The organism is Providencia sp. PROV201 (assembly GCF_028479545.1).
GTDB classification, from domain to species: Bacteria; Pseudomonadota; Gammaproteobacteria; order Enterobacterales; family Enterobacteriaceae; genus Providencia; species Providencia huaxiensis.
In genome coordinates this window covers 107,368-119,941 of sequence record NZ_JAMPNW010000009.1, presented here as the reverse complement: position 1 = coordinate 119,941, position 12,574 = coordinate 107,368, and the positions used below count along the sequence as shown (strand labels likewise).

The following is a 12,574-nucleotide window of genomic DNA, read 5'->3' as shown; positions in this document are numbered from 1 at the left end:
TTATTATTCACTTTTTAATAAATAGTTAAACATTTCGACTTCAACCATTTCACCTGCTTCAACACGCCCACGCTCTCGTTCAAGGACAATAAAGCAGTTAGCTAAACTAAATGAACTAAACACGTGTGAGCCTTGGTGACCCGTTGTGGCGACTTGTAACTGTCCTTGCTCATTGGTGCTTAGAATTCCTCGTTGAAAATCTAAACGGCCCGGGCTTTTCTTCAATGTGGTGGTAACTGGAACTTTAAAGCGTAGCGGGGCACGCCATTGGCTGTGCCCTGAAAGACGAGCAATCAGCGGTTGAACCAATTGGTAGAAGGTGAGTGCTGCGGAAACGGGGTTCCCCGGTAGCCCACAAAACCAAGCGTCACTCAGCTTGCCAAATGCAAAGGGTTTTCCTGGTTTTATAGCTAACTTCCAAAAACCAATCGTGCCTAATTCATCCAAAATTTGTTTGGTATAGTCGGCTTCACCCACGGAAACTCCACCACTACTGATCACTAAATCCGCGTGTTGGTTAGCTTCGATAAAGGTTTGTTTGAGTTTTTCTGGCGAGTCCGGTATCACACCTAAATCGAGCACTTCGCAGTTAAGTTTTTCAAGCATCAGACGGACGGTAAAGCGGTTAGTATCATAAATTTGCCCATCTGCTAAAGGAAGGCCGACCGCTTGCAGTTCATCACCCGTTGAAAAAACGGCAACTTTAAGGCGACGATATACGGCGACATCTGCAATACCCAGTGAAGCAATTAAAGGTAGCTGAGCAGTGGTAAGTAAGGTTCCTGCAGGGAACACCGCACTGCCTTGGGCAATATCTTCCCCAGCTTTACGAATATTACTGCCTTGTTTGATGGGGTGGGTGAATATAATCCCTTGCTCGGTTTGTTCTGTAGACTCTTGCATGACAACAGTGTCCACACCTTGTGGAATTGGAGCACCCGTCATAATACGCACGCAGCAACCCGCTTTGAGCTCACCTTCCATCGGGTTGCCAGCAAATGATTTACCTGCCACAGGCATTGGCGTTTTACCATCCCAATCGGCAAAACGTAAGCCATAACCATCCATCGCAGAATTATCAAATGGTGGAACATTGATAGGAGAAATTAGGTCTGTCGCAATGATGCGCTGTGCAGAGGAGGTCAGTGGAATGATTTCTGTATCTGTGACGGTTTTCGTTTGAGATAGTAATTTTTCCAATGCAACATCTAGAGAAATCAAATCGTTAGTATGACACTGATCCATAAATAATGACCCTCATTATTGTTATCTGCCTTGAGGCTTTAAAATGTGTTCGTAATGCATATTATGGCAGAAATCCATTAGTGGGTGAATGAATAGAAATTGATTACAGATAGCTTTTGGTCAGATTTAACCAGTAAGGTGGCATTATCACAAACAAAATTATGCACAGAATGGTTAATGCTTAGGTTATGTATTGTGTTACTTATTGGCGGGTTATTGGTTTTTCACCATTCAAGGTTAAAGGATTGAGAAAAAGTGTGATAAAAATCACGTTATATAAGGTGTTAAACCGTTTAAAGAAAGTAATCATTGGGTGAATGAATTACAGGGGTAAATGCAATTATTTCACGGCAATTATCTATGTTGTGCTGGATTATCTGTACCTGCTGTTTTAGAGTACCGCACACCTGCATTTTATAAAAATAGTAATACCATTTGTGGAGGCTCACATGTCATCTCTGAGTAAAGAGGCCGAATTAGTTCATGCCGCGCTGGAGGCTAGAGGCTTAGAAACGCCTTTACGTATCCAGCCAAAGTCAGGCGACGAACGTAAGAAACTGATTGAAGGGCACATGACAGAGATCATGACGCTGCTGAATTTGGATTTAACCGATGACAGTTTAGCTGATACCCCTCGTCGTATCGCAAAAATGTATGTTGATGAAATTTTTTCAGGGCTTGATTACGCAAACTTTCCAAAAATCACTTTGATTGAAAATAAAATGAAAGTGGATGAAATGGTCACGGTGCGTGATATCACGCTAACAAGTACCTGTGAACACCATTTTGTTACGATCGATGGAAAGGCTACGGTTGCTTATATTCCAAAAGACAAAGTGATTGGTTTATCGAAAATTAATCGCATTGTGCAATTTTTCTCACAACGCCCACAAGTGCAAGAGCGCTTAACTCAGCAAATTTTGGTTGCTTTGCAAACATTATTGGGAACAACAAATGTGGCAGTTTGCATAGATGCGGTGCATTATTGCGTGAAAGCTCGTGGTATTCGTGACGCGACAAGTGCAACAACAACAACGTCACTTGGTGGGTTATTTAAATCAAGCCAAAATACACGGCAAGAATTTTTACGTGCAGTTCGTCACTTATAATTTATGACAACAACGACACCGTCAAGCCGCATTGACCAACTTGACGCTGTTCGTGGTATAGCAATTTTAGGTATTCTGCTAATGAATATCTTTGCATTTGCTTTACCACAAGCAGCGTATTTAAACCCTTACTATACCAATACAACATCCGATTCAGAGGCTTACCTCTGGGGTGTTTTCAATGTCCTTTTTCAAGGTAAAGTTCTCGCGATTTTTTCAATCCTATTTGGGGCAACGCTTGCTTTATTACACTCTCGCTCTCTTCGTTGGAACCAGTGCCGTTTATCTGTTTTAGCCCTATTCGGGGTGATCCATGGGGTTGGTTTTTGGGATGGTGATATTCTGTTGGCTTATGCATTAACCGGCTTGTTAGTGACCTATTTGCTTAATCAATATGATGATAGTTTATTATTGAAAATAGCACTATCAATCTATTTGGTTGGGTTAGTTATTTTGCTCGTGTTGGGAAGTAGTATAGATCCCTCCGGTTTTTGGCAAACCACGGATGAGCAACTGGCATTTGAATATGTGATGCATACCTCGGGGGGAATGGATGGTGTGCTTTATCGGGCGTCAGAGATGCTCAAAATGGTTGAAATGTTGGTTATCCAATATGGCTGGCAATTAGCGGCATTGATGATTATTGGCGCACTGTTAATGAAAAATGGCTGGTTACAAGGGCAATTTAGCGCTCAACACTACCGTAAAATAGCCTACATATTTATCTTGCCATCGATATTGGTCCAAATAGTTTCGCTATACATGCAAAGCCAATTTAATTGGAGTTATTTTTCAACATCAATCATTGGTTACATTATTAATGAGCTAGTTATTCCATTCCAATCTTTAGGATATATCGCTTTGGTGTATGGTTTTTGGGAAAAAATCGCAAATAACAAGGTAATCCATGGGCTGCAATATGTGGGGCGGATGGCGCTGAGTAATTATATTTTGCAAACGCTAATTTGTACCACACTGTTTTACCAATTAGGCTATTTTGGTCAATTCACGCGGGTTGAATTAATTGTCTTGGTTCCCATTATTTGGGGAATAAATGTATTGTTTTCTTATTATTGGCTGATGTTTTTCAGACAAGGCCCACTTGAATGGTGTTGGCGCAAATTAACAGCAAAGTTAATAGGTAGATGAGTATTTATCTACCTATATATCTACTTCAATTTATTGACTTCATCCGGTGAAACCGCCGGATAGCCTTTAATTCCGGCTGGCATTTTAATCGGGGCTGGGATCGATTCTTGTTCACCTAAAAATTTAGGCTCCCGTTTTAAGATATATAAATCTGCCAGAGCGCCTAGCCGCGCAAACACTTCACGCACTCTCACTCTATACATCCCAGAAGGTGTCGGAACCGCTAAACATTGCGCATCAATACCTTTATGTTTGGCGATAAAGACCGCACGTTCACAATGAAAACGCTGGGTAATAATCGTAAAATTATCGGTATCAAACACTTTTTTAGTGCGTACTACGGAGTCTAATGTCCTAAAACCAGCAAAATCGAGCACAATTTTGGAGGCTGGAACCCCTTCTTTAATTAAATCTTTGCGCATGTTGATTGGCTCATTGTAATTATGAGCGCCATTATCACCACTGAGGAGCAAATATTTCACTTTTCCACTGTGGTATGCCTCCGCTGCGCCTTTAATGCGATAGGTATAATAGAGGTTATTAACACCAGAGGCATAATATTTGGATGTGCCGAGTACCATCCCGACATCGCGCGCAGGCAATTTTTCTACATCTTCATAGATATAGGGGGCGGTATCCCAGCTTATCCAGCGATCAAGCAACATTATGGTCGTAAATGCGATCCCTGCAAGAATAATAAGACCAAAAAACAGACGTTTCCTCATGTCCTAGCCTTGATAATAAAGAGTCATAATCCGAAATTGTCAGCCTCAGTAGGCCTGTGTCTCTAGGCTACTTGACTTAAATTAGTGACGCAAGTCGCGTAACGTAAAGTCATGTCAATGTCTGCACACTAATCGAAGTTGACTAATATTAAGCCTAATAATTGAATCAAAATTAATCAGAAATTGGATGAAAAAGGTAAATCACGTTCTCATCAAAGAGTGATTCGCTTCACATCATGGTAGTTTTTATGGAATGAAGCTATATATTATGAAATTTTAATTCTATATTTTTAATTTGAAGTGAAATATTGTTTCTTGACGGTTTCTGTGAATAGCAGATCTTTAATTAGATAGGTGAGGAAAGTATGAAACTAACGACATTATTAGCCGCGAGTGCTGTGTTTGTTACCGCGAGTGTGGCAGCGAAAGAGTACCAAATCAATCATACCGATCAGTTAAAATCACTCAATGATGCGACTAAAAGTACGGAAGTCTGGGAAAAAGCAGAAATATTAACCGATTTTACGTACCCATGGGAAAAGGAAGCGGCTCCCAAAACAGATTTTCGCGCTTTGTGGAGTGATGACGCATTATATTTCCGTTTTATTGCAGATGATAAAGATATTCAGTTAGGTGATAACCCAGATAAAGACCAAGCGGTGTTAGATTCTGACCGAGTCGAACTCTTTTTTGCGACTAGCCCTGAACTAAAACCTTATTACACGGCTGAAATGGACCCGAAAGGACGTACTTTCGATGCAAAAGCTAATTATTACCGTGAAGTTGACCCAAGTTGGAACTGGGAGACATTACAAACCGTGGGTGAAATAACGCCAAATGGTTATGTATTAACGGGAAAAATTGACTTGGATGAATTTACCAAACTTAATTTATGGCAAGACGCAGACAAGCAGACACTAATGTGTGCCATTTTACGTGGGGAGTTCAGCGCGGGTGAACCTAAGCAAGTGCGTAAATGGATTAGCTGGATCAAACCTGATTCTGTTAAACCTGATTTTCATATCCCATCTGCCTTCGGAACCTGTAAGTTCGTAAAATAGAGCTATCGCCGGTGGCTTTCGTCACCGGTATTTTTTCAATACAGACCTATTATTGTGAGAAAGATCATAACCCGCAATTAAGTTGTACAAAATTGCAGTGATTTAAATTGAAATAAAAATTCATTTAATGTATTTTTAAATGAAATTAAATTTCATGAGGGCGTTTTAATGTCTCTAGCCGAAAATACTCTGAGTGACTGCCTACACAATGAATTCAATCAGGAAACACAACAGTTTTCACGGTTGGATACACTCTCGATGGTGAAGGTTATTAACCAAGCAGATAGTACCGTTACAGGGGCCATTCAGGCCGTTCTACCCGCGATTGCCCAAGTGGTTGACGCGATTGCCGGATGCTTAAAACAAGGTGGGCGCTTGTTTTACATTGGGGCGGGAACCAGTGGCAGGCTAGCCGTGTTAGACAGTGCAGAATGCCCACCCACATTTGGCACTTCACCTGAAATGGTGCAGTCGATTATTGCAGGTGGCCAAAATGCCATGCTAAAAGCGGTTGAAAATATTGAGGATTCAGTAGAGTCAGCGATTGAAGAGCTAAAAAAACGCCAACTCTGTGCCAAAGATGTCGTGGTGGGTATTGCAGCCAGCGGACGCACACCATTTACCTTAGCGGGCATTGAATATGCTAATGAAATCGGTGCGTTAACGGTGGCAATTACTACGCGAGGCCGAGGGCTAGTCAGCGAAGTAGCAAAATTGGCGATTGCCCCCGATGTTGGCCCTGAAGTGTTATCAGGTTCGACTCGCATGAAAAGCGGTACTGCGCAAAAAATGATTTTAGGCATGCTAAGTACTTGTGTGATGGGGAAATTAGGCCGTATTCATACTAATTTAATGGTTGATGTTGTTGCGAGTAATATCAAATTACTGCGCCGCGCAGAACGAATTGTAAGTGAGGTCTGCGGTATTGATGAACACACCGCAGCAGAGCTATTGGCACAAGTGGATTATCATCCACGACGCGCAATTTTAATGCATGAGTTACAAATCAACGCACAGCAAGCGACGGACATCGTTCAACAGCATCCAAATACCACATTGGACAGCATGTTAGATACACACCGTTAATAAATGGGGATAGCGTGATGGAAAGCTAGCATATAGCTTAGCCAACACCGGGGGAATAATATGGCTAATAAGATAGAACATCTGGAAGTACTCGCCAGAGAAATAGAAAAATATGCGGGCGGCTTTGAGAACGTGGCAACATTAACTCATTGTATGACGCGTATCCGTTTAGTTTTAAAAGATAATAGCAAATTCGATGCTGAGGCCTTGAAGCAAATTGAAGGCGTAAAAGGCGTGATTTTCAATGGTGAACAGCAACAAGTGATTGTTGGGATGGGAACCGCAGCAAAAGTCTTTTCAGTGATGAACAAACGTATGCAAGGTAGTTCGTCCTCAACAACAGAAACGGCTAAGCCTACAGAAAAAAAAGTGTTCTCGATCCGTCGTACTTTAAATACGTTAGCCGCTATATTTGTCCCTACCATTCCAGCTCTGATTGGTTGCGGTCTTATTATGGGGCTAATCAATATCGTCCGCTTGGTTGCTCCGGGTGTTGTCGACCAATTCCCTGAGTTATTTAAGTTATTAAAATTGATTGGTAGCGCAGTATTTGTTTATCTTTCAATTATGATTGGGGTGAATACCGCGAAAGAGCTTGGTGCTTCCACCTCAATTGGTGCGGTCATGGCTGGGCTACTTTCGATGCCAGGTTTAGCGGATATCACCTTATTTGGCTCGAAATTAGTCCCAGGGAGTGGGGGGATTTTTGCGGTACTGATGGTGGTCGTTTTCTCTTCTAAATTTGAAGTGTGGTTTAGAAGTATCATTAAAGAAAGCTTAGATCTTATCGTGACGCCATTTGTGACCATTTTAGTCTCTGCGATGGTCGCAATTGTGGTGTTCCAACCCGCAGGACATTACTTAAACCAGATTTTGGCTCAAGGGGTTTCTGTCGCTTTATTAAATAGTGGCGGTGGCGCTGTGGCGACTGGCGGTATCTTAGGCGGCAGTTTCTTATTCTTATTACTAACGGGTTTACACCAAGGTTTGATCCCAATTCATGCTGAAATTTTGCAAACTTTTGGCCTGAATTACTTGTTCCCAATTTTAGCGATGGGCGGAATGGGGCAAGTGGGCTCGTGTTTCTGGGTTTATTTAAAAACCAAAAACCAACGTTTGAAAAAAACCTTAGTCGGTGCGTTGCCTGTGGGTATTTTTGGTGTCGGTGAACCGTTATTATTCGGTGTGTCATTGCCATTAGGTAAACCATTCATTGCGGGTTGTATTGGTGGCGCGGCTGGCGGGGCATTAATGGCATTCTTCCATGTCGGGATCATCATTCCTTTTGGAACAGCAGGGTTATCATTAATTCCATTAGTGGGTGATGGCCAAATCCTGGATTTCTTAATTGCTGTTGCAGGTGCATGGATTGTCGGGTTCATTGCCAGTATGATAATAGGCTTCACTGATCCAGAAAAATAATTAGAAGGAAAAGCCATGTCGACACTGACGGTAAAACTGGAAAGCATGCAGACACGCGGTAAAGGCACAGAACAACGTATTGCCACATTTTTGTTGGATAATCGCGAAAGCCTTATTGCGATGAATGCAGCGGAATTGGCACAAGCGGCTGGGGTCAGTAGTGCATCTGTTATCCGCTTTTCACGCCAAATGGGGTACCGTGGCTATCCTGAATTTAAAGTCGATTATTTGTCGGATGAGAAGCAACACAAAGCGGAAAGTTTATACGGTAATCTGAGTCGTCACGATGATACTTCTCAGATTATCGCCAAAACAGGGCAAATGTTTATTTCGGCTATTGAAAAATCACTGGATTTACTTGAGCCATCTGTCGTAGATACCATCGCGCAAAAAATGTTTCAGGCCAAACGTATCGTGCTGTTTGGTGTCGGGTCTTCAGCCATTGTTGCCAGTGATATTTTCCATAAATTAGTTCGCATTAATAAACACGCACTGTTTAGTTATGATTTGCATGTTCAGCTAAGTTATTCGGCAAATTTGGGGCCGGAAGACCTTGCAATTGCGGTAACAGCGCGTGGAAATACTCAAGAAATCAATAGCATGCTTCGAGCTGCAAAAGAAACAGGTTGCCCGACAGTCGCACTGACGCGGTTTGGTCAAGATGAAGCGATAAAGTTAGCGGACTTCGCCTTGCCTTATTTTTATGATGAGCAACATTCCCAATTAGGCATCATCACCCCCCAAGTGTTACAGATGATTACTTTCGATACATTATTTTTTAAATACCTCACGTTAGCAGATAGTGATGCAAATGAAGCATTACAAAAAGGGCGACGCGCACTGATACAAGGCAAGAGTTAATGATTGTAACGGAGTTAGCGATAGGTGCACTTATTGGGCTGATTATTAGCACAACGGGTGTCGGTGGTGGTGTGATTGTATTACCGATACTGACCTATTTTTTTGGGCTGAATGCATTAGCAGCCGTAGCCACGGCCAATTTCCTTTCGATGCTAATGAAGGTTTCTTCTTCTTATATGCATTTTCGCTTAGGTAATATCCCCTTTAAAGGAGCGCTCATTGTATTAGCGATTATGTTGCCGAGCACCTTTCTTTCTAGTTTGCTTGTGACATGGCTTGGGGGATTACCGGGGTATGAAAAACAAGTCGAGTGGGGTATTAACCTGTTAGTGGCTGCTGCCATTATCTTTTCGCTCTATTTATTTGTTCAGCGAATGTTTTTTGTTTCGATCATCAAACAAGAAGCGGCAAAAGGAGATCAGCTAAAATCCATGGCTGTGCCAGCTGTTCTAGCGGGTGTTGTACTTGGTGCAACTGGAGTTGGTGGTGGGGTGGTTGTTCTCCCAATGTTGTTGCGCTATATGCAACTGAATATTAAGCAAGCAATTGGCACATCGATTTTTGTAACAACTGTGTTGTCTGGCTCTTCTGCTTTGGCCTATGCGCAAGACGGTTATACCGATTTAAAATTGGCGCTGATACTGTGTGCGGGGGCATTGATTGTGATGCCACTGGCTAAATATTTACTGATCCGTTTATCCGAGCGCACTTTCCAATACATTACATTGTTATTAATTACTTGTAGCGCAGTTATGATGACAATGAATTTATTCACTTTCTAGATTTATGTCCTATTATTGGCGGCATCAATAATAGGACTGCTCTCTTACCAAAAACAGTATTTTTTATCGCTGATTAAGTTCTTTTGCCATTTCTTGGTAAATAAACTGGCGCTCATAGTTTAGGTCTTCGTCTTGTAAGGAAGAAAACTGGCTGAGTGTCATGGCCAGTAAGGTGGCAGCTATAAGTACAATTAAGCCACTAGAAAGCAGTTTTGCCCGAAATGTTGCTTGTGGCGCAAGCACAAAAGCACCGCTAATAACCGCACCAAGTACAGCACCACCAATATGAGCAGCGTTATCAATACCTGACTGCAAACCATTGATGAGAGTTAGCGCAATCATCCCAATAATATTATATAGCGGGCGTTTTAATTGGTTGCGTTCTTCAAGAGAGAGACTCGGGTTATTAATTCTTTTTAATAAATCAATTACAGAAGCGGCAGCTAACCCCATAATAGCGCCAGATGCGCCAATACCCACGGTAATATACACTGTGTTATCAGGTAAATATAAACTATTCCACGCATTCATCGATGCACGGTTCGCTACTGCATTAATGGCTTCACTGTATTGCCAATAAGCACTAAAAAATGCCGCGCCAATACCTGAAAATAGGTATATCGCGAGCATCCTAAATTTCCCATAGGTACGTTCGCATTCAATCCCAATAACAAACAAAGCCAACGTATTCAAAGCAAGGTGCATACCACCTGAGTGCAATACCATACTGACTGGATAGCGCCACCAATCCCCCGTTAATGAAAGTTGGTAAACATTGGCACCAAATAGCAATAAGTTATTTTCTTGGGAATCGAGTGGGGCGGCATAATTGAGCTGGTAAAAATAAACAACAATATTCAGCGCTGCAATAAAAAGTGTTAGAGCTATTGCCCATAGGGAAAACTTAGGTTTCTGTGGAATAGCAGCATTGAGGTCGCCAGTCATGTCAATATCCTATTAATCAGCCATGGCCGTTATCTTAAATAAGTGATTTGTTTAGCGCAATTTATCATTATCTGAGAAAACAGACATTCGTTTTTCGGGAGCTATAAAAAACAAAAAAGGAGCTCTAAAGAGCCCCTTTCAATCAATACCGTTATGACAAATTAAAACGAAGTACGTTTATAAGTACGGTACTCAGGCTTCCAGAAATTACGTTCAATGGCTTCATCAAGAGCGCTATCCGATGTGACGGTTGCCACACCTTGAACTTGTGCTTCTTTGGCAACTTGTTTAGCAATAATGCGAGAAACATCTTGGATATCAGATAGCAGAGGCAATAGCGCACCTTCACCATTTTTAGCAAGAGGTGAACAGCTGGCGAGAGCGCGGCTGGCGGCCATTAACATGCCATCAGTAACGCGTTTAGCACCAGAGGCGATCACACCAAGACCGATACCCGGGAAGATATAGGAGTTGTTACATTGTGCAATTGGGAACACTTGCTCTTTGTAAGATACTGGGCTAAATGGACTTCCTGTTGCGACCAATGCTTTTCCATCAGTCCAATTGATAATATCTTCTGGGCGAGCTTCAACACGTGACGTTGGGTTCGATAATGGCATCACGATAGGGCGTTCACAGTGCTTATGCATCTCTTTAATGATTTCTTCTGTGAATAACCCAGCTTGGCCAGACACACCAATCAATATGGTTGGTTTGGCATTGCGTACGACATCTAACAGTGAAATTGAGTCACTGTTAACATCCCAGCTGGCTAAATTCTCACTGTTTTGCGTTAACTTAGCTTGGAAATCGAGTAAATTAGGCAGTTTATCGGTTAATAAACCAAAGCGGTCAACCATATAAATGCGTGAACGCGCTTCTTCGTCGCTCAAGCCTTCGGATTTCATCTGGGCGATGATTTGCTCTGCAATACCGCAACCTGCGGAACCGGCACCCAAGAAAGTCACGCGTTGGTCGCTTAGCTTACTGCCTGCTGCATGGCTGGCGGCAATTAAGCTACCTAATGCAACGGATGCAGTGCCTTGAATATCATCATTAAAACAGCAAAGCTCATCACGGTAGCGGGTTAATAAAGGCATCGCATTTTTCTGGGCGAAGTCTTCAAATTGGAGCAATACGTTTGGCCAACGGCGTTTTACTGCTTGGACAAATTCATCAAGGAATTCGTTGTATTCATCACCAGTAATACGTGGGTGGCGCCATCCCATATATAGAGGGTCATTCAGGCGCTGTGGGTTGTTGGTTCCTACATCAATAACAATAGGCAAAGTATAAGCAGGGCTGATACCCCCACAAGCGGTATAGAGAGAGAGTTTCCCAATTGGGATACCCATACCGCCGATACCTTGGTCACCAAGGCCTAAAATACGTTCGCCATCGGTAACAACAATCACTTTCACATTTTGTTTGGTGGCGTTTTGTAGCATGTCGTCGATGTATTCACGGTTTGGATAAGAAATAAATAAACCACGTGCACGACGATAAATGTCAGAGAAATGCTCACAAGCTTCACCCACGGTTGGGGTATAGATAATTGGCATTACTTCTGTCAGGTGGGCATCTATAAGGCGATAAAATAAGGTTTCGTTGGTATCTTGAATATTTCGCAGATAAATATGTTTATCAATATCTGATTTAAAATCAATCAATTGACGGTAGGCACGTTCAACTTGTTCTTCGATGGTTTCAACTTGTTCAGGAAGTAAACCATGCAAGTTAAAATTTGCACGCTCTTCTTCGGTGAAGGCGCTTCCTTTATTCAGCAAAGGGAATTCAAGCAAAATTGGGCCAGCGTAGGGTATATAGAGAGGGCGTTTTGTTTCGTACTCATGTTCCATGAAATATCACTCTTCGGACGATTAATCAACAAAGTCAGGGTAGATCCTAAGCTAAACAGCAAATATGTACAGTAAATAATGATAAAAAAGCGTTAAAAAATTTACTGAAAAATATTGTGCATATGATAAGGAGTTTATGCGAGAAAGGGAATGAAAGCCGATAACAGCATACTCATTACGGTAGGTAGATCACGCTTAGTCAAATGACGAATGTCTCATCGCTATTTTTACGTTTTCAAACGTTAGTTTAGCTTTGTAGCGGGTTCAATTTTTTCATGTTTTTTTCTTATTTTTAACTAGTTACAAAGAGAAAAAACGGATTCACTGTAA

Annotated in this window: 11 protein-coding genes; 7 read left to right on the top strand and 4 right to left on the bottom strand. The window is 41.9% G+C overall.

Features of this window, described 5'->3' with window-relative positions; translation table 11 throughout:
- Positions 1-3: 3 nt before the first annotated feature.
- The gene (gene moeA / locus PR809_RS09715) at positions 4-1,245 is read right to left on the bottom strand and encodes a molybdopterin molybdotransferase MoeA (RefSeq protein ID WP_166266411.1); all 1,242 of its coding nucleotides are present in this window, start codon (positions 1,243-1,245) and stop codon (positions 4-6) included.
- A 449-nt stretch (positions 1,246-1,694) separates the two neighbouring features.
- Here moeA and folE point away from each other — a divergent pair, with 449 nt between their 5' ends.
- Positions 1,695-2,354, top strand: coding sequence for a GTP cyclohydrolase I FolE (gene folE, locus PR809_RS09710; protein WP_004256561.1), 660 nt, complete (start codon positions 1,695-1,697; stop codon positions 2,352-2,354).
- Between the two features lie 3 nt (positions 2,355-2,357).
- A complete protein-coding gene (gene yeiB, locus PR809_RS09705) occupies positions 2,358-3,503 on the top strand; it encodes a DUF418 domain-containing protein YeiB (RefSeq protein WP_206275899.1) in 1,146 nt (381 codons plus the stop codon).
- A gap of 20 nt (positions 3,504-3,523) precedes the next feature.
- Here yeiB and sanA read toward each other — a convergent pair whose 3' ends face one another.
- Positions 3,524-4,228, bottom strand: a complete 705-nt coding sequence (gene sanA, locus PR809_RS09700; RefSeq protein WP_004256559.1) for an outer membrane permeability protein SanA — start codon at positions 4,226-4,228, stop codon at positions 3,524-3,526.
- Positions 4,229-4,593: 365 nt separating this feature from the next.
- Between sanA and PR809_RS09695 the strand changes: the two genes are divergently transcribed.
- The 5 genes from PR809_RS09695 to PR809_RS09675 all read left to right on the top strand — a co-directional run bounded on the left by PR809_RS09695 (position 4,594) and on the right by PR809_RS09675 (position 9,440).
- Positions 4,594-5,289 carry a carbohydrate-binding family 9-like protein gene (locus PR809_RS09695; RefSeq protein ID WP_206275898.1) on the top strand — a complete coding sequence of 232 codons (696 nt, stop codon included), beginning with the start codon at positions 4,594-4,596 and terminating at the stop codon, positions 5,287-5,289.
- Between the two features lie 168 nt (positions 5,290-5,457).
- On the top strand, positions 5,458-6,375 hold the full coding sequence (murQ, locus tag PR809_RS09690) for an N-acetylmuramic acid 6-phosphate etherase (RefSeq protein ID WP_206275897.1): 918 nt from the start codon (positions 5,458-5,460) through the stop codon (positions 6,373-6,375).
- A 60-nt stretch (positions 6,376-6,435) separates the two neighbouring features.
- Positions 6,436-7,797 carry a PTS transporter subunit EIIC gene (locus PR809_RS09685; RefSeq protein ID WP_206275896.1) on the top strand — a complete coding sequence of 454 codons (1,362 nt, stop codon included), beginning with the start codon at positions 6,436-6,438 and terminating at the stop codon, positions 7,795-7,797.
- A gap of 15 nt (positions 7,798-7,812) precedes the next feature.
- Complete coding sequence (locus tag PR809_RS09680; RefSeq protein WP_102138389.1) at positions 7,813-8,658, top strand: MurR/RpiR family transcriptional regulator; 846 nt, start codon at positions 7,813-7,815, stop codon at positions 8,656-8,658.
- A complete protein-coding gene (locus PR809_RS09675; RefSeq protein ID WP_102138390.1) occupies positions 8,658-9,440 on the top strand; it encodes a sulfite exporter TauE/SafE family protein in 783 nt (260 codons plus the stop codon). Before PR809_RS09680 ends, PR809_RS09675 begins: the two co-directional genes overlap by 1 nt.
- Before the next feature lie 63 nt (positions 9,441-9,503).
- On the opposite strand, the gene PR809_RS09670 is transcribed toward PR809_RS09675, so the two are convergent.
- Together PR809_RS09670 and PR809_RS09665 are read right to left on the bottom strand one after the other, a co-directional pair.
- Positions 9,504-10,385, bottom strand: coding sequence for a rhomboid family intramembrane serine protease (locus PR809_RS09670; protein ID WP_102138391.1), 882 nt, complete (start codon positions 10,383-10,385; stop codon positions 9,504-9,506).
- A gap of 161 nt (positions 10,386-10,546) precedes the next feature.
- Positions 10,547-12,244: an NAD-dependent malic enzyme gene (locus PR809_RS09665; RefSeq protein WP_102138392.1), complete on the bottom strand. Its 1,698-nt coding sequence runs from the start codon at positions 12,242-12,244 to the stop codon at positions 10,547-10,549.
- Between the last annotated feature and the right edge of the window lie 330 nt (positions 12,245-12,574).